The sequence below is a fragment of the Paenibacillus marchantiae genome (assembly GCF_028771845.1).
GTDB lineage: Bacteria > Bacillota > Bacilli > Paenibacillales > Paenibacillaceae > Paenibacillus > Paenibacillus marchantiae.
Genome location: NZ_CP118270.1, coordinates 67,221 through 89,563 on the forward strand (window position 1 = coordinate 67,221; position 22,343 = coordinate 89,563).

Here is a 22,343-nt window from a genome sequence, read left to right on the forward strand (position 1 = left end):
TTACTCACTCGTTGTTCAGTTTTCAAAGATCAAACTCGATTTGCGTTACTCTTTTTCGTCTCAACCGTGTTTTCGGCGGCGACTTAAATAATATATCACATCTCGTTTGTTTTCGTCAAGAACTTTTTTTAATTTCTTTTTTTGAAGCTTCCGTTCTTCACTAATTCCTATGCAGAATTTATCATTTGTTGACGATAAGCTCGTTTGAGGAACGAAATATAATGTATCATATTTCCTGAATAAGAGTCAACCTCTTTTTATAAATTATTAAACAAACAAAAAAGGAAGGTTTCCCCTCCCACTTTATAATCCATATAACGTCAGGCTTCACGAGTAACTACGCCTCAATCCAATAGCGGATTTCCCGCCCATCTCCTCCTATAAAGGATGGCCATCCTGCCGATTCTTTTACTATAGAACGAAACACCAGCTTACGAAGGATAAGCGGCAAATCCTCCCGTACGAATCTCAACTGTGGATGATGGACAAGTTCATCCATACTCCAAGGTTCTCTTCGACTTCCAAGCACACGCAGAAGCAATCCAGAGCAATCGCTCATTTTGGACATCACTGAGAATTCACAAGCAAGCAGCACAAGCTCAACTCTCTGTTCCAGCGTCTCTGAACTTACTGTAAGCTCCTGATAGAGCTTCCACAAAGCACGATCCAAACTCTGCACATGTGTCCAGACCGCATGATCTGGGTAGATCCCCTGTTCAATAAGTACAATTCTTGCCCAGTTCCCCAGAGCCTCAAGAACATTGTAATAGGCATCAACAACATGTCCTTCTTGAATGTAACGTTTCGCTTCCACATACATTCTCAAAAAACTGGCGAATTCATGTAGCAGCTTTTGCTCACGCAGTTCGGTTCCAAAAGCAGATAGTTCCTCTCGCAAATCGCTCAAGGCGTTATCCGCTTCCCAGATGATCTCACCTTCAATCAGGCACTGCATGATGTTATTGTTATCCCCCGTGATTACACTGCTCTGCAGCTCATGACGGCTGACATAGATTATTTGATAACGAAGATCACCATATTTGTAGTGTCCAACCTTGGATATCAACTGGTCGGTATTATGAACAACAAGTACGAGCAATTCAAAATCCTGGATTAGGGAGCCGTGGAATCGCTCTCCCGGGTGGGAATAAGCGATAGCCCCAACTGCCCCTGTCTCTTCCGACTGTTCGGACAAAAAAGCAAGGTTCTTTAGTTCCACGATTCCCTCCATACAATTCATGGCAGATAAGCGCCAAGTCAGTTATAATGTAATTCTACATGTAGGCTGAAGTTTCCTTCTTATCCAGGTCCGATACTACTCATACGATAGGAGCATTTTTCATGATTTTTAAATCAGCAAAAATTAATGCTTTTCGCACTTGGGGACTACTGCTTACCATGCTAGGCATGGGCCTAATGGTACTGGGAACGGCAGGAATTGTATTCTGGGGACACGCAGGCAAAGTATTTGCTGCTGTGGGGCTCGTCATCGGCCTGATCGCCATGATGGCTAGTCTGGCCATTTATTTCTGGGCTGGTATGCTTTCCACAAGCGCAGTACAAGTGGACTGTCCGGAATGTGGCAAGTTAACCAAAATGCTCGGCAAGACGGATCGTTGTATGTTCTGTCACACCATCCTTACCCTGGACCCTAATCAGGCCAATACTACCAGTTCACAACTGAAAGCGCATTCCACACCTCCATCCCCTTCCGACACAGATCATGGCATGAGTTCCAACAGCTAGATTTTCTTTTCATCAAAGCCCAGAGACAAAAAAAAGGCCCGGTATCTTCACCGGACCTTTTTTTTGAATTTCAGAAAGACTTTTAAATTAATTAATATAAGTTCAAAAGAGCAATTTCATGTTTATTTCGAATACCCTGCCTGTTTTAGCGTCTCCCATGCTGATGCATCGGCGAAGCTTCGATTCCATGCAGCTACTCCACCCAATTTCAACGAAGCAACCAAATCAACACGTGCCTGAAGCGAAACGGCATCTTCTATCCAGATTTTCTTAGTGGCCCCATCCTCGGAATATTCCACATAATTCTGTCCGCTTTGTTTATCCAGAATAGGTTTGAGTTTCTTTTCCTTGATCAGGTCTGCGACGGTGCTCATGCCTACCGCTTTGGAGGACACTTTCACTTCTCCTTGATCATTGGTCTCTTCCGTCCAGATTCGAGTATATAGCGGCACAGCCATAATCAATTTGTTCGATGGTACTTCATCCTCTTCTAGGATCTTTCTCATAGAAGACTCGGTCCAAGGAAGCGAGGCAACCGAACCGGCCTTTGGACTCGCAGCCCAGTGCTCGTCATACGCCATAACGACAATATAATCGGCAAAAGAGCCTAACGAGCGACGATCCAGAAAAGCAGACCACATCTCACTGTTCGATTTCGGCGTCACATCAACCGAGAGCATCAAACCATGAATGCGCGCCATTGCTTTGATTTCGCGGACAAATTGAGTGATATTCGGTCCATCGTCTGTATAGACATTCTCAAAGTCAATGTTAATGCCGTCCAAATGATACGTCTGTGCATACTCTAGCATCTGCTCTATAATACGCGTACGTGTCTCATATGAGGCCACGGCTTCTTTCGTAACATCCGGATCAAAGCTGTTATCCATCAAGCCCCATACTTCCATGCCGGAATGGTGAGCCCAGTTGACGTATGCTTTATCCCCTTTACTTTTTACGTTGCCTTGTCCATCTGTAATATGGAACCATGTGGGGCTTACCACATTAACTCCAGGCATCTTGCCAATCGAAGACACATCAGGCTGTCGGTTGTATACGGCTTCCCAAACCAGGTTGACCGGTTTATTCTGCCACTTTTTCTCCGCCGCAGTCAGGGTAAATTTAGGCTTGTCCAGTTCCTTTTTCTCCGTAATAGTGACATACTTATTAGCCACATAACCGGCATAACCATTATCCAACTGAACAAAGCTCTGGTCATCACCTGTCTGCCATACCCTTACTCGTGCGTCCTGCTCCATATCGGCGATGATGGGAGAAGATTCTCCCCCGCGTTTGTACAAAGGAACCGTTTTGTCTGCCTTGGAAGACAATGTATTAATCTCCGCATACTGAATCGTGTCACCTCCACGCATCAGCAGAACGGCACCCGTTGTAACATCTTCCTGTATAGCTATCCCATATACTTCTTTCAATGGTTTGAGCGGAATATAAGCTTCCCCCCCAACCACCTCCGGTTTAACCGTCATGGGATAATCTCGATGATTAAGTTCCGCTTTCGTACTGCCTTCCTTCATATGGAGTACTCGCTGCGGTGTTGCAATAATGATATCTCCTGTGTCTGCTTCATAACGTATTCCGGAATCGATCGCCTCTTGCAGCACCGATACAGGCAATTTAAGCTGATCTCCCGTTCCTGAAGCCTCGCCATCCATCAATTGTCCGTCTACAAAAATAGGTTGATTCATACCAATCCAGTCGGGGTCTTCGTGAATCTGATTAAGCCAAACATTCGTTATTAGCCAATAAGCACCGCCTGCAACAACACAGGCAGCCAAAAATCCAGGCCAGAACGAGCGGCGCTTCTGACGTGTATATCTGCTTTTTCTACTCAAACGTCTACCTCCGTTAATCATGCTGAATCATGAAATAGCTAAACTGCTGAAGACTATATACATTCTATCGTCCTAAAAACAAAAAACGTGAAGAATCCAAACTGAATTCTGCACGTTAATATTGTAATTCATCTCTCTTAATCCCTGCAACTTTTACAAACACCATATACTTCCAACCGGTGACCATGTACTTCAAATCCTGTACTTGACTCCGCCTGGAGCTCCACGCTTTTTAGCGAAGGATAACTAAAATCTTCAATCTTGCCGCATTTATCACAGATAACATGGTAATGATCCGTCACATTGGCATCGAAGCGACTTGAGTTATCCCCGTATGTCAACTCCCGGACCATGCCCGCTTCCAGAAACATCTTCAAATTGTTATATACAGTCGCCACGCTCATACTGGGAAACTGGGGTTCAAGCGCACGGTAAATTTCATCGGCTGTCGGATGCCCCATGGATTCCATCAGATAGTTCAATATGGCATGACGCTGGGGTGTAATACGGACACCGGTCGTTTTCAGATGCTCCAACGCATGTTGGACACGTGTTGCCATAAAACCCACCGCCTTACCTTTCATTACTCTGCAGAGACAGAATGTATGATCACATGTTCTCTTCATTCAGAGTTGATCCTCGGCTGGAACAACGACATTACATTTTCCTGCCGTGTAACCTTGCCAGTTTATATTTATTGTACGGCGATTGCAAGTTTATTGTCAACGCGCCAGTCAGGGAACTTCGGACGTTTGGTCTTGGGAATTCTGTCCGTCTTCGGTCATTTGTTCCAAGTTATCGTCTGTATCTTCCGAATCCAATGAATTCGTTCCAACAGGAGGCACTGCAGGATTACGATCAATAGTAAGGTCGCTGTTACCTTCAACTTTAACAGTATACTCTCCTTCACCAAGCTGGCCCTCAATCGTTTTATTCTTCACTTTAAACGGCAGATCCGTTTGCAGATCTCCATAACTGCTGGAACCACTGAGGCTATAATCCCCCCGCTCCGGAAGCAGAATGTTAATAGCACCTACAGCGCTATAAACGTCCCAGTCACCGCCTACTTTGGCGGAAACAATACTTATACTCCCATTGAGGGATTGAGCTTTGACTGCCAAGCTTGCGCCGTCTACATTGATATTTCCGTTTCGGGTATCCGCTGTGATCTCTCCGACGGAGTCCGTGATGTTAATACTTCCGACTTGTGTAGTCAGATTCACATTTCCAGAAACCCCACGGGCCTTCATGTCCCCACGATTACTGTTCAAGTCCACATTTCCGATCGCATTTGCCACAACGACATCACCATTCAGCGTTTTACCGGAAATATCACCTACGGCATTCGTAATTCTTATCCGTCCATTTCCGGTCTCGGCCAAAATGGTACTAATGGCTTCCGGACGATTCAACAATATGGCTCCATTGGACGTCCGAATATCGAGATTGAAACGACGATCATCCGGGATCGTTATGGTGATATTCATCCGCGGCTGTGTTTTCTCGTTCTCTCCATACGTTTTGCCTGTAGTCTTGATATGAATCACTTTTGTCCCGTCTGCCTCAACAAAAGAAGCGTCCGCCACTGCTTTGGCCTGTACTTCAGTTGTCTGATCCACCCAAACTACCGTGCGCACTTCAATTTCTTCCGTATCCCCCCGCTGTATCGAGATATCCCCGTTCACTCCCTCAACAACAAGGTCCGATGTATCCATACCTACAGGCACCCGAATCGTGCCCTTATCTTCCATATATCCTGCTGCCTGACTATAGTCCATGGATGCCGCTCCGAGATTAAGACTCACCCTGTTCCACAAATGCATATAATGATCCTGCTCAGAAACGATAAATACAGAAGCCGTCAGGACAAGGGACGTCAGGATGCCCTTCGCATCGGGTCTGAAGCGCATTTTAATTTTCTCACCTTGGTTGTCTGAACCTGCATTCCCTCTTCGACGTGTCACTAAGAACAACAGTATGTATTCTACACCTAACACAACGAGCAAGAGGGGCCACCAATCGACCATCTCATATACATAGTCCGTTCCCCACCGTTTATCCAAAATCAACAGCACACCGACAGCTACGAGTAAGGCGGCAGCCGTATAGCGGCCGACCCGGACTTTACGGTTCATGGCTATCCCTCCTTGAATAGTTCACACTAGATTTTCTTCTTGCGAAGCATGACCCAGATTTCCCGTCCGAAAAGGATTAGTCCTCCTGCGATCATCAGAACAGCAAAAGTGTATCCGCCATACACAGCGATTAACTCTTTAAACCAACGTGGTTTACGAAAGAACAATACCAGCAGCGATCCCCCTACAATCAGGAGCAATCCAAACGAAATGCCTCTTTCCCACACCATCATGGCTTCCCCTGCAGAACGTTCATTAGGAATGGGCTTGTCCGAGCTATTGTGGGTAACCGCTCTTCTCCTGCGCATCATCACCCAGTCCGCAGATTGCAATACGTCGAATACATTGTAAAAGTAAATCACCGGAATAAACAACGCCAACAGGATAAGCAATGGTACATTGATCTGTATTCCAATGGTTGAGAAGTACAAGAGTGCTGACAGGTCCAGTAGTACAAGCATCATGAAAGTCAGACCTCTCATGTATAATCGGAGATAAATATGGCCCAGACCCGGAATAACCGCACTTAGTAACCCGGCAATAAACTTGTGAGTTCGATTTCGGACAGGTTTTCCGCGCGTTCCGCTGGAAGTGTTGTTCGACTGACGTTTGCGTTTCATAAACGACTCCTTTCTTCCGGGCTGATGTTCCCGCTCTTCATGCATTTGGTTAGATAGTACCCTAAAGAGCCGGGAGAGTAACTGGAAGAAATATGGTTATGAGCAAAAACCCTCCGGCACTAAAGGCCTCAGAGGGTTTAATTCAATTATTCGACTGACACTTTCGTTACATGTTCCCACTGTCTTAACTTGGATACGAGATGCACTGCACTCAATTCATGTGGCATGTAGACATGCAGCACAATTTCAATTTTGCGTTCAACCGATATCATTTCAGCATAAGCCAAATCCTGTTCATTCACCGTTATTTTACGGATTTTGATCTTCTCCTGCTCCATAAATGAAGATACCTGTTCCAGAAAACCGGGCTCAGACAAAGTATGAAGTGTAACGACATGCAGTTTGTTTCCTCGTATATACCTAAGCTCCAACTTGTTGAATACCCAGAGATTAAGTAATACCAAGACGGTTGACACGATGGAGGCAAAAAAGAATCCTGCGCCTGTTGCTAGTCCGATGGCTGCCACAACCCAAATGGAAGCCGCCGTTGTCAGTCCGGTAATCGATTTGCCGGTAAAAAGAATCGTGCCCGCTCCGAGAAACCCAACGCCTGTAATAACGGCTGTAGCCAGACGGGCCGGATCAATTCTTACGTTTAATTCATTTGCAAAATCTTTAAAACCATAAATAGACAACATCATGATTAGTGCAGATCCAAGACATACCAAAATATGGGTACGCAGACCGGCAGCATGATTGGAACGCTCCCGCTCCAGGCCTACAAGCCCTCCAAGCAGCATAGCCAGTAATAATCGCAATAAAATGTGCCACTCATCTATTAACCAGGGATTGCCCAAAGCCGGTATTCCTCCTCCAGTTGTTCACATCATTAATCTTTATTCTTATGAAATGTCGTTAATTCCACTCCAGGTGCAATCTGTACAACCTCCACGGGCTTAAAACCGAATTTGGTATACAATTTCACGGCTGGCTGGTTCAACGTTCCTGTGGAAACGATATAACGCGGAAGATCCGGATACTGTTCAAACACATACGTCATCAAAGCAGCAGCAATCCCTTTACGAAAATGATCAGGATGCACCATCATGCGTGTGATCGTCAATGTATTGATCTCTTCCTCATCCACCGCAATCGCACCAAGCAATTCCCCATCCGTGTCCAGATAGCCATAGAAAGTCTCTCCACAGTTCTGAAGTGTCTCCATCGTATCCATCAAAGGCGGAATTTCCTGGAACCCGATGATCTCGGCTTCGAGCCGATAAGCTACATGCTGCAGTCGCCAGAGCTGCCCTACGGTCTCCAGATCATTCAATGACAAAGATTGAATCTTCATAACCTACCTCATCTCCTTCGTACGTCCACTGAATCCAGGACAATAAAATCAAACTTATGCCCTAACAAAAAGAGGCTGTCACAGGGACGAGCCTCTTTCTGTCCGGCCTCACCGGATGGATTAGCGGTTCAGTACATCTGTAAGCAGTTGATTGGCTAGTCCCGGATTGGCTTTGCCTTTGCTTTCTTTCATGACTTGACCAACGAGGAAGCCAATGGCCTTCTGCTTACCAGCCTTGTAATCTTCCACGGATTGCGGGTTGTTCGCAACAACCTGCTCCACAATCGCGAGAATGGCACCTGAGTCACTAATCTGGACCAGACCTTTTTCTTCAACAATTTGCTGTGGAAGCTTGCCGCTCTCGAGCATTTCCTTAAATACCGTTTTGGCGATTTTACTGTTAATTGTACCTTTTTCAAGCAATCCAATCATCTCACCCAGACCTTGGCCAGTCAGTGGCACCTGAGTCAATTCAAGGTTGCTTGTATTCAAATAACCAAGCAAATCACCCATAATCCAGTTGGATACGGCTTTGGCATCCTTGGTGTATTTCAGACTGTCTTCAAAAAGATCAGCGACCGCTTTGGAAGAGGTAATAACCTCAGCATCATAATTAGGCAGTCCATAATCAGCGGTATAACGGGCTTTACGCTCGTCCGGAAGCTCCGGTATGGAAGCTCTGATCCGTTCTTTCCAGGCTGCATCGATATGCAGCTTAACCAAGTCCGGGTCTGGGAAATAACGATAGTCATGCGCTTGCTCTTTACCACGCATCGACAGTGTTTTCCCTTGAGCCTCATCCCAGCGACGAGTTTCCTGAACCACTTCGCCGCCGTCGTCCAAAATTTCCGCTTGGCGGAATTGTTCATATTCCAGACCACGCTGAACGCCACGGAAGGAGTTCATGTTTTTCAGTTCGGCTCTCGTTCCCAGCTTCTCTTGTCCATGCGGACGCAAACTAATGTTGGCATCACAACGCAGTGAACCTTCTTCCATCTTCACGTCGGATACATCACAGTACTGCATGATGGCACGCAATTTCTCCAGATATGCACGAGCTTCCTCCGGAGAAGAAATCTCCGGCTCAGAGACAATCTCCACGAGCGGCGTACCAACACGGTTGAAATCGACCAATGAAGCATAGCCGCCGTCCACGTGGGTAAGCTTCCCTGCATCTTCTTCCAGATGAAGACGCGTAATGCCGATTCGCTTCGTTTCACCGTTGACTTCAATATCGATCCAGCCATTCTCACCGATCGGTTGATCGAATTGTGAGATCTGATATGCTTTCGGAGAATCGGGATAGAAGTAGTTTTTGCGGTCAAACTTGCTGACATCAGCAACAGTGCAGTTAAGGGCCATGGCTGCTTTCATCGCGTAATCTACAGCCTGGCGATTCAATACAGGCAATACGCCTGGGTGTCCGAGACAGACCGGACAAGTATGTGTATTTGGCGGAGCTCCAAAGGCAGTGGAGCAGCCGCAAAAGATTTTGGAGTTTGTATGCAACTCGACATGGACTTCAAGTCCAACGACCGTTTCATATTTAGATGCGGACATTTCTATATTCCTCCGTTCCGGGCAGTCTACAGCTGCGGACGCTGCTTGTGGAATTCCGTATTTTGTTCAAACGCATGCGCTACGCGCAGTACGGTCGTTTCATCAAAAGCTTTACCGATAATCTGCATGCCAACAGGCAGTCCATCCGAGAATCCGCAAGGGATGCTGACTGCAGGTACACCAGCCAGGCTGACCGGAATAGTCAGAATGTCGTTGAGATACATCGTAAGTGGGTCATCGACTTGGGAACCAAGTTTGAATGCCGTTGTTGGCGCAGTTGGTCCAATGATGACATCATATTTGGCAAATACGTCGTCGAAATCCTGTTTGATCAACGTACGCACTTTCTGAGCTTTCAAATAATACGCATCGTAGTAACCCGAGCTGAGTGCATAGGTTCCAAGCATGATGCGTCGTTTCACTTCAGGACCAAAACCTTGACTACGGGACTGGTGGTACAAATCCAGCAAGTTTTCCGGATTGTCTGCACGAACACCATAACGCACGCCGTCGAAACGAGCCAGGTTCGAAGAAGCCTCTGAGGAAGCGAGCAGATAATACGTAGCCACCGCATATTCGGTATGCGGAAGCGATACTTCTTCCCATGTTGCACCGAGTCCTTCGAGGACTTTCAGGGCAGACAGGACGGTTTCTTTAACTTGAGGATCGACGCCTTCACCAATGTATTCCTTCGGAACAGCAATGCGAAGTCCTTTGACATTCCCTGTCAGTCCGCTCAAGTAATCCGGGATATCCACTTTCGCGGATGTCGAATCTTTGGCGTCATAACCAGCAATGGCTTGCAGCACATAGGCAGAATCCTCGACATTTTTCGTCAAAGGTCCAATTTGATCCAGGGAAGATGCGAATGCAACCAGACCAAAGCGGGAAACGAGTCCGTAGGTAGGTTTCAAACCAACAACGCCGCAATAGGATGCAGGCTGTCTGATCGAGCCCCCTGTATCTGATCCCAATGTGAAATAAGCTTCTCCTGCCGCAACAGCCGCAGCAGATCCACCACTGGAGCCGCCTGGAACACGATCGAGTGCCCATGGGTTACGTACAGGGTAGAAGCTTGAATTTTCATTAGAGCCGCCCATGGCGAATTCGTCCATGTTCAGCTTCCCGATCGTCACGGTATCTGCCGCTTTCAGCTTCTCGACAACCGTTGCATCATACACCGGGTCGAAATTGCGCAAAAACTGGCTGCCGCATGTTGTACGCAGTCCGTTCGTAACGATGTTGTCCTTAATGCCGACTGGCAGACCGAAAAGCAAACCTTTCTCCTCACCGCTGACGAGACGATCATCCAGTTGACGTGCACGAGCACGTGCTTGTTCTTCATCCAGCGCCAGATAAGCCTTAACCTTTTCATCCCGTTCACCAATGTTCTGATATGCCTGATTCACCAGATCGCTGACCGACAGCTCCTTGGCGTGCAGCTTGTTATGTATCTCCGGCAACGATTGTTCAAATAAACTCACGTAATTCGTCCTCCTTCCGGTTATCCGTTATTCCATTACAGCAGGCACTTTGAATTGCCCGTCTTCTTCATCTGGTGCATTGCGCATGACCTGTTCAATCGACAGACTTTCTTTCGTCTCATCTTCACGCATCACATTGCTGACGTGCAGCACGTGAGTGGTAGGCTCAATGTTCTCTGTATCCAGTTCATTCAGCTTCTCAGCATATTTTAAAATCGCGTTCAGCTGCCCTGTCAGGGTTTGCTCTTCTTCAGCAGTCAAATTAAGCCGGGCCAGCTTGGCCACATGCTGAACGTCATTATTCGAAATACTCATTTCCGGATGCCTCCTTCATTCGTTCTAATTCCTGAAACCGCCGAAAACGAATCGTCCGTTTAACGGGCTAAAGTCCCAAGATAACTTTTTTCATTATAGGTGAGATAGTTCGACAATTCAATGCAAATGACCCGAGTTACCGAATATGCAAAATAACACCACATCAGGGGAGTCTTCCTTTAATGCGAATTTCAAAACCTATTAACTGAATTTTTACGCGTTAACCAGGATAATGAGGAGCTTCAACGTTCATATGTTCCAGTCTAATCAAAAAAGAGCCGGCATCAGCCGACTCTTAAAATTCTAAATCCATGCACGCAGGTTAACCTGCTTTATAAAATCCGCCTGGGACATAACATCGTTCGCGGTTTCCTCTTCCTCTTCCACAGCTTGAAAATCTCCGTTCATCAGATGATGAAACAGTTTCTCATTGTGTGTCGCAAGGGCGTAATCTATCAACGCTTCTCGCTCGACCCGCTCAGCTTCCTGCTTCAGCAGAACCTCTTCTAGATCGACGTCGCCGGATGGAACAAAAAAGTTCCGATTCACCTGCGGCACTCGAAGCACGTAATCGAACGCATTGTCCGGATTCCGGTCATAAGCGATGATGAAACCATATTCCCCCACAGGAAGATTCTGCTCAAACGCATCCGCGACGATGACAACCTTCTCTCCTAATCGCAGCATCGTCTAACCTCCTGGTAGTCTATCTTTTTATTATTTGTATAGTCTACTAGAAAAGAATAGCGCTGTCTACGATTACTAGAATTAAACAAAACATTTGTGCAAAATCTTTTTTCCAACCCGTGAACTCTATGGTTTGTCCGACGTTTGCTTAGGGGGTCTGCGATCTGCTCGCACCACAATGAACCAATATATGATCAAAGGTGTTGGGAATCCGGTAATGCCCCACAATCCCCATAACCAGGGGAAACGGCCACGTCTGCGTGCATCCTGAAAGATCCATGTTCCCTGTATTAGCAAAAGAACGGCAATCAGAATAAGCCATATGAGAGGAATCTCATTTAAAGAATAATGCAGATCATTCATGACGAGTCTCCTTCCGGCGTCTCCCTGACCAGATTACTCCCACGGCAATCGCTGCGCACAAGCTAATCGCCTGGATACCCAAATATAGAGCTGGAGCCGAATGGAACAATAAGGCACCAAAAGCGATAATGAACAATCCCACAATCCAGAACAAAATCATTTCGATCCGATTGGCTCGTCGTCTCATTTGTTTTCGTTCCTTGACTTGGGCTTCAATGGAGGCTAATGAAGGAATGTTTACAGGCTCATATGCATCATCGAGCACTCTCATCTGTTGTTGCATCCGCTTCAGAATCTCTTGTTCATCCTGTTCCTCAGATCTGCTCATGCTCAACCCAGCTCCTTTCTCAATTGACGAAGGCCATAGGCAGTTCGAGACTTCGCCGTTCCGGATGGAATACCCAGCATTTCACCGATTTCATCATAGCCATAACCATAATAATGCTTCAGCAGGACGGCAATACGATGTTCTGGGGTTAACCTTGTCATAGCATCCATAACATCTGTCCATTCTTCATTCCGGCTCTCAAATTGCCACCGCAATTTCCGTACAGCCTGATTACGAATGGCTTCCAGCCAAATCTGTTCTCTTCGTCTGCGCCTGGACTTGTCGATATATATACGGGTGGCAATCGTAATCATCCATGACGAAAAGGCAGACGAGCCATCGTATCTATAAATATTTTCCATACATCGAATCATCGTATCCTGCACCGTCTCCTCAGCAACGTTGGGGTCCATCGTTACTTTGACAAGATACTTATACACAAAGGCGTAGTGACGCTGCAGTAGTTCTGCCAGTGCACTGTCATCCCCCTGTATCGCTCTCTGTACCTCTTCCAGTTCGGCTGCCTCCATCTGCATCATCACCTGCTCTCCGCTCAGTCTTATGTTATTACGACAGGCTCTGCAGAAACGTTCAATTCAATCCAAAAAAAATCTGAAGCCGACAATTTCCCGGGCAATCAGACTTCATTTCGGTAATCTTGCAGTTTGTCGAACCACGGTTGGTTGCGGGCTCCACTGCTTAATAAACGACTCCTCCATATATTTTGCTGTTGATCCTTGATTGGATTCATCTCATTATTCATGTAGTTATGTAGTTGAGGACGCTGGGTAACTGCTTCTATTCTGCCACTTTCCATTGCTAGACGGTTTTCTTCGATGATCAGGTTCTCGGCACGTTGTCCAAACTGAATCACTCGCTTTTTCTCCACTTCTAATTCCTCGCTCTCATTAGACGATCTTCTGTAGATACTTGTCAACGATCTGTATGTAGGGTTAAACGGATGTAACTTTTATAAAAAAGTGGCTGAAAACAAAAAAAGAACGCAAACCGGGTATAGACCACAGTCTGCGTGCTTCGCAAGTTAGGGTGTTTCTTTGTATTGCTTCAGTTAGATGGTGCTTTAACGCTTGTAACAACTAATTGCTATTCTAATGAAAAAGTTGTCACTTGTCCAGACTTTCTTCACATAAATTGTCGGATCATCTTGCAGACACGTAAGGATTGTTCTTCTTCTCATATCCGATTGTCGTTTTGGGACCATGACCTGGATACACTTTGACCTCATCCGCGAAGGTGTATAACTTGTTCTGGATGGAATCAATCAGATCCCGTTCACGACCTCCGGTCAGATCCGTTCTGCCTACACCCATACGGAACAGAACATCACCAGCAAACAGATCGTCACCACACAGCAGACTTACACTGCCTGGGGAGTGTCCCGGTGTATGGTACACTTTGAACGTATGACCAATAAAGTTCAGAGTCTGCCCTTCGTCCAAGGCATATTCAGCTGGATCTGTCGAAAGCGGCGGGGTAGCCTGCGGCCAGTTCAAAGAACCATTCAATTTCGGCGTCGTAAGCCAATCACTCTCCAAGTCATGCAAATAAACGGGACAGCCTTTCAATTTGCGAATTTCATCCACGCCGCCCATATGATCAAAATGCGCGTGAGTAAGCAGGATCGCTTCGATCTCCAGGTCCTGAATAGCTTTGAGTAATGAGCCCGGATTCATTCCAGGGTCAATGATTACGGCTTTACCTGGATCATCACCCTGCAACAGATACGCATTGGTCTGGAGCGGTCCCAAAGAAAATGTACGAATGTTAAGCATATCGGCTCAGTAACCCGAAATCAGTTCACGCAACTCACGAATAATAGCTGCATTTGACTCCGTTCCTTCCCCATAACGTTTACCAATCTCTTGACGTGCTACAGCCAAATTATCCTGATAATCTGCTGCTTCACGGTCCGGGTTGAGACGTTTGAATTCAACCATAACTTCCTGCACATGTTGCGGACGAGGTCCCCATTGACCCAGTACATGTCCGCCCGTATCTGCAAAAATAACGACAGGAACAGAGCGTCCGCCCATCGTAAGGAACTCATCCATCACTTCAGGGTGATTTTCCAAAATAAGAACTTCTGTCGGAATGCCGGAGATTTCCAGCGCCTGGAACACGACCGGAACATTGCGTACCACGTCTCCACACCAGTCAGCAGCCAAAATTAACACACGCAAATCATCGCGGTGATTCAGGCTTTCGAAAAATTCACGATCATCCTCACTTGGCCATACAAAGCTGTCATAGTTTGCCTGAAACTCACTTTGGTTCTTCGTCATGCTTTCAATGAAATCTTTCGGTGGCAGACCTTTACCGAATTTGTGAGACAAGTTTGGTTTTCCCATAACTAGACACTTCCCTTCTTTTTACGAGCATTCATCCATTTAATAAGTACATAAACAATCATAAGTGCGAGAGCAACGAGCAGAATCGGCATAATATAAGGTGCCGCTTTCTCGTTGATATGTTGCCATTGATCTCCAAGTATCATCCCTAAATATATAAACAATGCAGACCACGGTATAACAGCGAGGGTTGTCAGCAAAATAAATCGACCCGTATGCATTTTGGATATACCGGCAGGAATCGATATGGCATGTCTTACGACCGGAACAAAACGCGCCGTGAAAATGACCCCTGTCCCATACTTGCGGAACCACTCTTCGGAATGGTCGATGTGCTTTTTCTGGATCAGTATGTATTTTCCGTAGCGTTCAAGTACAGGTCTTCCGCCATAACGGCCAATCCAGTAAATAAATAGCTGGGCTATGACACCGCCCACGGTACCAAAAATCAATGCACCGAAAAAATTAATATGGCCTTGTGAAACGAGAAAACCTCCATATGCCAGTACAATTTCACTCGGAATAACTTCAAGCATTAGTCCAAGCATAATTCCAAAGTATCCAAGACTCTGAATCCAATCGAATAATTGATTGACAATGTTATGAATAACGTCCATCTCGACCCTCTTTCTTCATCCTGATTGGCAGTGCCCTTCCGCACCATGGATGTTCGTCCCTATTTTATCACAGGCCTGTAGCTGTTGCTACTTCACCCGTCTGGGATAGTGTCCCGCAGGCAGGCGTTTGCATATGGTATCGGGAGAGGAGCGTGAGAAGATGTCATTCAAATCAGCACCCGGTACTCCCCCGGTCAAACATAACACCCCAGGCCAGAAACTGCCTTCTGCCCGCGGTATCCGAAGAGCATGCAGCAAAGAGCTGTATCGAACAGCCAAAAAGCTAAAGGTATATATCTCCCCAGAGCTGATGAAGCAGGCGGAAGAATTGTATTATGGGAAGGTCATCGCCAATCTGCTCTGGATCGGAGAAAATCGGGATAATCGCAAAAAATTATGCGAATGGTGGAACGCGGATGTCAGCTTAGAGATTGCGACTCTATGGGGTGTAGAGGTAGAACCGCTGCAAGCTGCCTTTAAGAATGCGTTTGGCGGATATCGCTTGTAGGTTGGGAGCAATGAACAGGTAGACGAACAGCTTATGGTGCAGCATTTTGTTCGATTTTGAATAACCCGAACTGAGGCGTAAGCCAATACTTTCGTTGGATCCATGCGAGATCGTTCATGCCGTTAAAAGTTGAATCATTGTTTTCATGGATCTCGTTCTCTTTTAGCGTTGGATGAGGTCAGATATTCAGGGAATCTTTCTGGTCACCTCTGAAGCAAGTGGATCAAAAGCAAGGAGGCGCAGATTATCCCCGTAACGTAATGCGTCTTCTCCAAGCTCAAAACGCCGATCATTTCTATCCTTCTCTGATGCTACTTTTTCTGCCAGTTGTCTGTAACGTTCATATATCCTTACTCCAGCAGCAGCGGTCTGCCTTCCTCGTTCAGCATACCCTGACGCCAGTTCCCTCCGTGATGCCTGTTCCATCCAATACAGGGCTTGGGACTGGCTGGACGCGTCAAAACGATTCTGGGCCAGGCCTTGTTCAAAATAGTTCCCGGCCGACTCTCCTCTACCCGATTGAGCGGCTAACCGCCCCAGCTCTCCGTAGAGTTGGGGTGAAACAGGGGAAAAGGACAAGCTCTGCACCAATATGGAGTCAGCCTTTTTCGCTGGAAGCGTACGGGACAAGGAGATGGCGATATCCGGTCTGTAAGGGTTGAACTTGTACGCCGCAGTAAGAAGCGCTTTACGTTCAGCACCTTCTGTATTTTTTGACATGGCTAAACGATATTGTTGTTCTGCCGCCACTTGTTGTCCAGCAAGCCAGACTGTGCCGCCGAGCCAAAACATGACGAACAGTCCGGTTAATATCCGTTGAGGCCACGGGCTTAACCGACGGAGAAAACGAGACCGTTTTTTGTCAGCCACGGATTCCTGAAGAGTTGACGACGAGAGGGCCCAGCCCCCAAGCCAAATGAACAGCATCCAATTGAAGGTGAAGCTCCAGTCAAAGTCCATAGCGCCATGGAGGACAAAAACAATAACCGAAGGCAGCAGCTGCGGTGCATGCCTCCACATCGTTCGCAGGGTGGAAAAGAACCATCCGGCGATGAGCAGCAACCCGATCACGCCTGTATCGAGTGCCAGATCGAGGAAGCCGTTGTGGACCTCGCCTCCGACATAAGGCGAGGATTGGATGGCGTGAAACATGTTGCGCCATGTCTCTCCCCCGTGGCCCAGCCATGCGGCCTCGGTCCAGAGCTTCAGGGCGTCCCGCCACATCTGAAGGCGGGACAGCCCTGTGCCGACACCAGCCGCCATGCGGTCGGCTGTGGAGGCCACGGCCACAGTGGCGGCAGCGATTCCCGCCAGCACTGTGGCCGTGAGGGCAGCGGCGCGTGCACGAGCGCCGCTGTGCCACAAACGGCACAGCAGCAGCGTGCCGAGCAGCGCAGCTGCCCATGCCCCGGCCAGTGCCAGCAGGCCGGGCACGGGTGCAGGCGCCAGCTGGGCCGCAGCCAGCTGGCGGTAGAGCCAGGCCGCGCACGCCAAGGGCGCGGCCGTGGCCAGCAGCAGCGGCAGGCGGGCACCGCGCCGCTGCAAAGCGAAGGCGGCGACCGCGGCGCAGCCGGTCGCCAGCCAAGCGCCGCGCGACTCGCTCAGCAGGAGCGCGGCTTGCGCGGGCATGAGCGGCAGTGCTGCCGCGATGAGCCGCCCGGCCGACAACGGCCGGGCCATGGCGCGCGCGGCGGCAGCCAGCCGCTCCAATGCGTACATGCCAACAATGGCACCGTACGCATTAGGGTACTGCAGCAATCCGCCGAGCCGGGCTCCAGCGGAGCTGATCTCGGGGTCAGCGGTTCGCATGACCCCATAAGGCAGCGGCAGCACACCACACGCGGCTAGCACTCCGCTTAGCACAATCAGGCCGCCTGCCAATTGCCAGCCACAGGCAAACCAAAGCGTTCCGTTCGCGCGTGATGCCAGTATGACGGTTAGCAACGCAAATATCGCCAGAAGGCTCCAGCGCAGCATCTCATCCAAACTTCCCTGTACGCTTACAGAGCCCATCCATACATGCAGGCCAAACCAGACTGCTATTGCCAGGGGCCAAAGCATCCAGCGGAAGTGAGCATACTGCATAATCGCCTCATATAGTCGTTTGAGGTAATCCAACCACTGAGCAATCCCTAACTGCCCTCTCGTCTTCGGTGCATTAAAGCACATAATGAACAAAACAAACCAAATAAGTACACTTCCTGATGCCATGAGTACCATGGGATATACGTCCGTAGTATAAAACAATCCCCTACATAGACATCCTGTCAACAGTAAAGCCACTGCAATTAAACCAAGAACTGCCGTTAATGCCGATTCTGAACTCCACTTGGCTTTCTCATCTGATTTTCCTCCCTTCATATGTCCCTCTCCTTTCTCCCGTCTCCGTATTCCTCTTAATGAATTTCAAACAAAAAAAGACAGAAGCCCCATTAGGGTCTTCTGCCTGATTTCATGCCTTTGGCACATTATATTTATTTTCACGGGACCCTCTTATCAGTATGTCCCGTCAACGGCGATGGCAGACGAACTGCATCGTCTCAAAGGATCAAGCAACTCAATCATGTATCATCCTTCTTGCCATCTGCCATCAAACATTATGCATCACTTTTCATTGTTCCATAGACATTCACATTCAACAGTGATCACAGTGGCTGGCATCTTGGGTGACACCTTTGGTCGATTCCCCATTTGAATTCTCCTGGCTCGCATCTGCCCCTTGGTTCGGTGCAGCTTCTTTCAGCTTGCCACCACCTGGGAGCAAGTCCGCACAAGCCCGCTCCAAATAAGGATCTGCGTGAATGAAATCACGGAATGCGGTATATTCGTTCCACATGTCAGCAGTCTGCCCAGCCTGGCCTCGTACGGCACGGATTAAAATATTTTTCGGCGTATGCTCCATGTCGATAAATTCAAGCAGCTGCGTTTTGTATCCCATCAGATCGAGCAGCTTGGCCCGAATGGCATCGGTTGCCAAAGCGGAGAAACGTTCCTTCAGAATACCGTGTGACAACAACGGGTTCATCACGTTGGATTCAATCTGATCAAATAGCTCATGCTGACAGCACGGTACAGACAGAATGACCGAAGCGCCCCAACGAACGGCTTTCTCCAAAGCAGCATCGGTTGCTGTATCACAGGCATGCAGCGTTACAACCATATCCACTTCATTCAACTCGTCATAGTCAGCGATGTCTCCAACGAGGAACTTCAGGTCACCGTAATGCAATTTGTTTGCCAGATCATTGCAGTGTTCAATAACATCGGCTTTTAAGTCGAGGCCAATAATTTTAAGCGATCTGCGCTGCTGTACGGACAAATAGTGATATAAAGCAAAGGTGAGATAAGACTTCCCGCAACCAAAATCAACAATGGTAAGTGGACGGCCCTCCGGCAGATGCGGGATGACGTCCTGAACCATTTCGAGGAAACGGTTGATCTGTCTGAACTTGTCGTACTTGCGAGCCAAAACGCGGCCTTCCTCGCTCATAATCCCCAGCTCCACCAGAAATGAAACGGGAACTCCATCTTCCAGCACATATTGCTTTTTGCGATTATGCGAGAGGTCCACCGCAGTCTTGGAAGGCGACTTGGTCAAGATGGACACTTTATATTTTTTGCTGATCAAAATTTGATAGTCTGCGTCTGTAGTACAGAGCAGTCCTTGACGAAACGTCTCTTCGCATAGCAAAGTCATGCGCTCTGCCGCTTCATCCGGAGTCAAATTCTCGTGCAGCACTTTGTTGGTATAATGAAATGCGAATTGATAATGAAGCTGATTCTTGAGCGTTACCGGCTTGACTTGCACTTTCGTATACGAGACATTGTCCCGTCTGCGCAGCTGGCTCCAGGTCGCTGTAATCAGCGAATTCTGTTCAAAGATGTCTTGTATAAGCTTTCGCAATGAATCCACGGGGGTACATCTCACTTTCGGTTTGGTTTGGTCAACCGTTACCATAACACAATTCCGTTCCCTCTCCAAGTTAACGGCCTATTCATCGGTTTAACGGTTCAGCTCGGCAATCCCCTCTTCCACTTCCTCACGAGGCAAACCACCTTGTTGCAATTGCTCATCTTCCAGTTGTCTTAACCTTTCATAGAAAGCCTGTACCTCACCCCGATACTGAATGGGATGGCTGTCATCTACCTGCAGCAGTCTGTACCAGCTATTCTCAGCCTGATCATAACGCCCCTGCTGTTCACGATACAGGGCAAGCTGCTTTTCCGTTCGTGCCGGAAGTTCGTATTGTTTCGTCTGCTCCAATATTCCCTCCACACGATCTGGTGCATCCAGCAGCTTCGGATTAGCCCCATTATTCAGTGCGTACAGGTAAAAATGAAGTGATCTCATCAGACGAATAAGTGCTTCATTCTCCGACTCCATTTTTTCCTGGTCATCTATGCCCTCTACTTTGGCCTTTTCATTATAAATGTACGCCTCTTCTTCGATCAGCCTGGCGGCTTGTTGCAGATTGTCCACTTCAATGACGCCGCGAAAACGGAACATTTCAATGACATCCTCGGCCGGCAGTGAGTTCAGCAGAGATAAATTCAGTCCAAACTGCCTACGCAGCAGCTCGTCCAGCTCGGACAGAGCCTCCGTGTGTTTTCGCTGTTGTTTAAGTGTAAATACTTTGCCGATCGCTTCTGTCATTTCCTCCATCATGCGGAGCAGATAATCTTTCCTGAACATGCTATGTGCCCCCTCATCATTCGATCGTGTACATTCCAGTTTCACTTGCATGATCCATTCTCATCATTTTAATTCATGCCATGACAAAAAGCCAAAACATGGTCTATGGCTCGTCCTATGCTCTGGCCCTGAACAAATAAAACCCCTGCCGTTCTTGAGCGAACGTTGCAGGGGTTTAGCAAAATACCGACGCTCCGCCAAGGAGGCGAAATCATCCGATACTCTATTCATGTTCCATTATTACTTCGATAATCCCGTCAAAAATTGTTTAATGACCTGAATTAAATCTTCCGGAGCTTCATACATGCTCATATGTCCTGCCCCAGGAATCACGGCTTGTGTAATATGTGGTTTGTCACTTGTGAATGTACGTTCCGGCGGAATGACGGCATCCTTCTCTCCGGCAACCAGTAGGACAGGAAGCGGTGTAGCGGACAATACATCACGACGATCCGGTCGTTCCCGCATAGCCAGTGCAGCTCCAGTTGCCCCTTGTGGCGCAGTCTGGTAACCAATTTCCTTCACACGAGTCACTTGCGTCGATAGCGATTCCAAATGTTCTTGTGCAAACAAACCGGGAACCAGCCCATCTACAAAGTGAACAATGCCTTCCGTCTGAATGGTGGATACTGCACGAAGGCGTTTTTCTTTGCCTTCTTCACTATCCGGATAGGCTGTGGAATGAATCAAGCCGTAGGCATTCAATCGTTCTGGGTGGCGCTGTGCGATAGAAAGTGCGATATATCCGCCCATGGAGTGACCGAGCAGGAAAGCCTTGTCCACCTTTAGCTCATCCATTAATTGCAATACGTCATTGCCCATCTGATCAATGGTATAACTACCTACAGGTGCGTCCGTTTTTCCGTGTCCACGCAGATCGGGTACGATGCAACGATAGCTGCGTGCAAGCTCAGGCACCACTTCATCCCAGTAGGATGAACTGCCGCAGTATCCGTGGAGCAAAATGAGTGCTTCTCCCTTACCCTGTTCGGCATAACAAATCGTCGTTCCGTCACACATCACTTTTTCCATATAAATCCCTCTCTCTGCGCGAATTAAATTAATTCAAGTTGTATATTATTAAGCCTGCATATCATTAATGAAACGTTTATCTGTATTTCACTGCTTCGGCGACCGCCTCTGCAATCGATCTGGACATGCCCATAACGAAATGAAGCGAGGTCATCTGTAGAATGGAATAAGGTCTCGGTCCATTAGCATTCACTACAGCAGCCACGCTGTAATGACCAACTGGCGGCAGCTTGCCTCCAACCGATTTTGCCGGAATCAGTGGATGTTCCGCAAGATAGTATGTACCTGTTGCCTGTTTTGGACCCAGACAAGCATCAATGGCGATGATGGCATGATGTGACGGGACAAGCGCCAGCCTCTTCTCCAGTGTATCCGCATCACAAGGAGAAGCCAGAGTTCCTACAACGTGATTCACTCCATACTCCTGCAGTAGACTGCCTGTCAGTGGGCCCAGAGCATCTCCGGTGGAACGGTCCGTCCCGATACAGACAAAGGTGATTTCATCCGGTGAATGAAGCTTATAGATGTGCTTGAAAAATAATACCAAGTCTTCTCCCTGCACATTGTGGCGGGCTTCCCTACTTTGATGACGAACCAATTCCCGCTTATATACGGCCAATCTCTTACCTCCTTATACACATGTACTTCCTGCCTGAGTCTCTATTGTTATATTCCTCAT

At 47.7% G+C, this 22,343-nt stretch carries 25 protein-coding genes; 2 read left to right on the top strand and 23 right to left on the bottom strand.

The annotated features are described in order from the left end of the window. Positions 1-337: 337 nt before the first annotated feature. Positions 338-1,219 (bottom strand): nucleotidyltransferase-like protein, encoded by an 882-nt coding sequence (locus PTQ21_RS00405; RefSeq protein WP_244552237.1) that lies wholly within the window; start codon positions 1,217-1,219, stop codon positions 338-340. A gap of 122 nt (positions 1,220-1,341) precedes the next feature. Here PTQ21_RS00405 and PTQ21_RS00410 point away from each other — a divergent pair, with 122 nt between their 5' ends. Further along, positions 1,342-1,746: a YgzB family protein gene (locus PTQ21_RS00410; RefSeq protein ID WP_053778954.1), complete on the top strand. Its 405-nt coding sequence runs from the start codon at positions 1,342-1,344 to the stop codon at positions 1,744-1,746. Positions 1,747-1,868: 122 nt separating this feature from the next. Here the strand turns inward: PTQ21_RS00410 and PTQ21_RS00415 are convergent, their stop codons facing one another. The 17 genes from PTQ21_RS00415 to uptA form a co-directional block, all read right to left on the bottom strand. Next, positions 1,869-3,599, bottom strand: coding sequence for a glycosyl hydrolase family 18 protein (locus PTQ21_RS00415; protein WP_274568495.1), 1,731 nt, complete (start codon positions 3,597-3,599; stop codon positions 1,869-1,871). Positions 3,600-3,736: 137 nt separating this feature from the next. After that, the gene (gene perR / locus PTQ21_RS00420; RefSeq protein WP_024631328.1) at positions 3,737-4,159 is read right to left on the bottom strand and encodes a peroxide-responsive transcriptional repressor PerR; all 423 of its coding nucleotides are present in this window, start codon (positions 4,157-4,159) and stop codon (positions 3,737-3,739) included. Between the two features lie 174 nt (positions 4,160-4,333). Continuing rightward, positions 4,334-5,734, bottom strand: a complete 1,401-nt coding sequence (locus tag PTQ21_RS00425; RefSeq protein WP_274568499.1) for a DUF4097 family beta strand repeat-containing protein — start codon at positions 5,732-5,734, stop codon at positions 4,334-4,336. 26 nt (positions 5,735-5,760) lie between these two features. Then, on the bottom strand, positions 5,761-6,354 hold the full coding sequence (locus PTQ21_RS00430) for a hypothetical protein (RefSeq protein ID WP_063566623.1): 594 nt from the start codon (positions 6,352-6,354) through the stop codon (positions 5,761-5,763). Positions 6,355-6,500: 146 nt separating this feature from the next. Beyond that, positions 6,501-7,211 carry an MgtC/SapB family protein gene (locus PTQ21_RS00435; protein ID WP_063566622.1) on the bottom strand — a complete coding sequence of 237 codons (711 nt, stop codon included), beginning with the start codon at positions 7,209-7,211 and terminating at the stop codon, positions 6,501-6,503. A gap of 32 nt (positions 7,212-7,243) precedes the next feature. Then, the gene (locus PTQ21_RS00440; protein ID WP_063566621.1) at positions 7,244-7,708 is read right to left on the bottom strand and encodes a GNAT family N-acetyltransferase; all 465 of its coding nucleotides are present in this window, start codon (positions 7,706-7,708) and stop codon (positions 7,244-7,246) included. Positions 7,709-7,828: 120 nt separating this feature from the next. Further along, on the bottom strand, positions 7,829-9,268 hold the full coding sequence (gene gatB, locus PTQ21_RS00445; protein WP_063566620.1) for an Asp-tRNA(Asn)/Glu-tRNA(Gln) amidotransferase subunit GatB: 1,440 nt from the start codon (positions 9,266-9,268) through the stop codon (positions 7,829-7,831). A gap of 26 nt (positions 9,269-9,294) precedes the next feature. Continuing rightward, on the bottom strand, positions 9,295-10,752 hold the full coding sequence (gene gatA, locus PTQ21_RS00450) for an Asp-tRNA(Asn)/Glu-tRNA(Gln) amidotransferase subunit GatA (protein WP_063566619.1): 1,458 nt from the start codon (positions 10,750-10,752) through the stop codon (positions 9,295-9,297). Between the two features lie 27 nt (positions 10,753-10,779). After that, the gene (gene gatC / locus PTQ21_RS00455) at positions 10,780-11,067 is read right to left on the bottom strand and encodes an Asp-tRNA(Asn)/Glu-tRNA(Gln) amidotransferase subunit GatC (RefSeq protein WP_063566618.1); all 288 of its coding nucleotides are present in this window, start codon (positions 11,065-11,067) and stop codon (positions 10,780-10,782) included. Positions 11,068-11,370: 303 nt separating this feature from the next. Continuing rightward, entirely contained in the window at positions 11,371-11,754 is a 384-nt protein-coding gene (locus PTQ21_RS00460) for a hypothetical protein (RefSeq protein ID WP_024631336.1), read from the bottom strand. Between the two features lie 126 nt (positions 11,755-11,880). After that, positions 11,881-12,117 (bottom strand): hypothetical protein, encoded by a 237-nt coding sequence (locus PTQ21_RS00465; protein WP_063566617.1) that lies wholly within the window; start codon positions 12,115-12,117, stop codon positions 11,881-11,883. Continuing rightward, positions 12,110-12,445 (bottom strand): YxlC family protein, encoded by a 336-nt coding sequence (locus tag PTQ21_RS00470; protein ID WP_063566616.1) that lies wholly within the window; start codon positions 12,443-12,445, stop codon positions 12,110-12,112. The genes PTQ21_RS00465 and PTQ21_RS00470 overlap by 8 nt, the downstream gene beginning before the upstream one ends. A 2-nt stretch (positions 12,446-12,447) precedes the next feature. Further along, on the bottom strand, positions 12,448-12,984 hold the full coding sequence (gene sigY, locus PTQ21_RS00475; RefSeq protein WP_231952702.1) for an RNA polymerase sigma factor SigY: 537 nt from the start codon (positions 12,982-12,984) through the stop codon (positions 12,448-12,450). Positions 12,985-13,082: 98 nt separating this feature from the next. Continuing rightward, a complete protein-coding gene (locus PTQ21_RS00480; protein WP_143021589.1) occupies positions 13,083-13,334 on the bottom strand; it encodes a hypothetical protein in 252 nt (83 codons plus the stop codon). Positions 13,335-13,605: 271 nt separating this feature from the next. Next, complete coding sequence (locus PTQ21_RS00485; protein ID WP_274568509.1) at positions 13,606-14,238, bottom strand: MBL fold metallo-hydrolase; 633 nt, start codon at positions 14,236-14,238, stop codon at positions 13,606-13,608. A gap of 6 nt (positions 14,239-14,244) precedes the next feature. Further along, positions 14,245-14,814 (bottom strand): thioredoxin family protein, encoded by a 570-nt coding sequence (locus PTQ21_RS00490; RefSeq protein WP_079697089.1) that lies wholly within the window; start codon positions 14,812-14,814, stop codon positions 14,245-14,247. 2 nt (positions 14,815-14,816) lie between these two features. Then, the gene (gene uptA / locus PTQ21_RS00495; RefSeq protein WP_063566612.1) at positions 14,817-15,431 is read right to left on the bottom strand and encodes an undecaprenyl phosphate transporter UptA; all 615 of its coding nucleotides are present in this window, start codon (positions 15,429-15,431) and stop codon (positions 14,817-14,819) included. 160 nt (positions 15,432-15,591) lie between these two features. On the opposite strand from uptA, the gene PTQ21_RS00500 reads away from it, so the two are divergent. Next, positions 15,592-15,939, top strand: a complete 348-nt coding sequence (locus tag PTQ21_RS00500) for a hypothetical protein (RefSeq protein ID WP_064640579.1) — start codon at positions 15,592-15,594, stop codon at positions 15,937-15,939. A gap of 186 nt (positions 15,940-16,125) precedes the next feature. Here PTQ21_RS00500 and PTQ21_RS00505 read toward each other — a convergent pair whose 3' ends face one another. The 5 genes from PTQ21_RS00505 to yyaC all read right to left on the bottom strand — a co-directional run bounded on the left by PTQ21_RS00505 (position 16,126) and on the right by yyaC (position 22,283). After that, entirely contained in the window at positions 16,126-17,304 is a 1,179-nt protein-coding gene (locus PTQ21_RS00505) for an O-antigen ligase family protein (RefSeq protein ID WP_338020303.1), read from the bottom strand. Between the two features lie 1,270 nt (positions 17,305-18,574). After that, on the bottom strand, positions 18,575-19,852 hold the full coding sequence (locus tag PTQ21_RS00510) for a class I SAM-dependent methyltransferase (RefSeq protein WP_090954861.1): 1,278 nt from the start codon (positions 19,850-19,852) through the stop codon (positions 18,575-18,577). A gap of 90 nt (positions 19,853-19,942) precedes the next feature. Further along, positions 19,943-20,632 (bottom strand): DUF6483 family protein, encoded by a 690-nt coding sequence (locus tag PTQ21_RS00515; protein WP_063566640.1) that lies wholly within the window; start codon positions 20,630-20,632, stop codon positions 19,943-19,945. A 240-nt stretch (positions 20,633-20,872) separates the two neighbouring features. Beyond that, a complete protein-coding gene (locus PTQ21_RS00520; protein ID WP_274568512.1) occupies positions 20,873-21,664 on the bottom strand; it encodes an alpha/beta fold hydrolase in 792 nt (263 codons plus the stop codon). A 76-nt stretch (positions 21,665-21,740) separates the two neighbouring features. Next, the gene (yyaC, locus tag PTQ21_RS00525) at positions 21,741-22,283 is read right to left on the bottom strand and encodes a spore protease YyaC (protein ID WP_079697093.1); all 543 of its coding nucleotides are present in this window, start codon (positions 22,281-22,283) and stop codon (positions 21,741-21,743) included. Between the last annotated feature and the right edge of the window lie 60 nt (positions 22,284-22,343).

Excerpts from the sequence above, each read along its gene's own strand:
- sigY (WP_231952702.1), bottom strand. The coding sequence starts at position 12,984 with ATGATGCAGATGGAGGCAGCCGAACTGGAAGAGGTACAGAGAGCGATA.
- uptA (WP_063566612.1), bottom strand. The coding sequence starts at position 15,431 with ATGGACGTTATTCATAACATTGTCAATCAATTATTCGATTGGATTCAG.
- PTQ21_RS00430 (WP_063566623.1), bottom strand. The coding sequence starts at position 6,354 with ATGAAACGCAAACGTCAGTCGAACAACACTTCCAGCGGAACGCGCGGA.
- PTQ21_RS00500 (WP_064640579.1), top strand. The coding sequence starts at position 15,592 with ATGTCATTCAAATCAGCACCCGGTACTCCCCCGGTCAAACATAACACC.
- PTQ21_RS00470 (WP_063566616.1), bottom strand. The coding sequence starts at position 12,445 with ATGAGCAGATCTGAGGAACAGGATGAACAAGAGATTCTGAAGCGGATG.
- PTQ21_RS00520 (WP_274568512.1), bottom strand. The coding sequence starts at position 21,664 with ATGGAAAAAGTGATGTGTGACGGAACGACGATTTGTTATGCCGAACAG.
- PTQ21_RS00460 (WP_024631336.1), bottom strand. The coding sequence starts at position 11,754 with ATGCTGCGATTAGGAGAGAAGGTTGTCATCGTCGCGGATGCGTTTGAG.
- PTQ21_RS00410 (WP_053778954.1), top strand. The coding sequence starts at position 1,342 with ATGATTTTTAAATCAGCAAAAATTAATGCTTTTCGCACTTGGGGACTA.
- PTQ21_RS00490 (WP_079697089.1), bottom strand. The coding sequence starts at position 14,814 with ATGGGAAAACCAAACTTGTCTCACAAATTCGGTAAAGGTCTGCCACCG.
- gatC (WP_063566618.1), bottom strand. The coding sequence starts at position 11,067 with ATGAGTATTTCGAATAATGACGTTCAGCATGTGGCCAAGCTGGCCCGG.
- PTQ21_RS00465 (WP_063566617.1), bottom strand. The coding sequence starts at position 12,117 with ATGAATGATCTGCATTATTCTTTAAATGAGATTCCTCTCATATGGCTT.
- PTQ21_RS00425 (WP_274568499.1), bottom strand. The coding sequence starts at position 5,734 with ATGAACCGTAAAGTCCGGGTCGGCCGCTATACGGCTGCCGCCTTACTC.
- PTQ21_RS00515 (WP_063566640.1), bottom strand. The coding sequence starts at position 20,632 with ATGTTCAGGAAAGATTATCTGCTCCGCATGATGGAGGAAATGACAGAA.
- perR (WP_024631328.1), bottom strand. The coding sequence starts at position 4,159 with ATGGCAACACGTGTCCAACATGCGTTGGAGCATCTGAAAACGACCGGT.
- gatB (WP_063566620.1), bottom strand. The coding sequence starts at position 9,268 with ATGTCCGCATCTAAATATGAAACGGTCGTTGGACTTGAAGTCCATGTC.
- PTQ21_RS00485 (WP_274568509.1), bottom strand. The coding sequence starts at position 14,238 with ATGCTTAACATTCGTACATTTTCTTTGGGACCGCTCCAGACCAATGCG.
- PTQ21_RS00440 (WP_063566621.1), bottom strand. The coding sequence starts at position 7,708 with ATGAAGATTCAATCTTTGTCATTGAATGATCTGGAGACCGTAGGGCAG.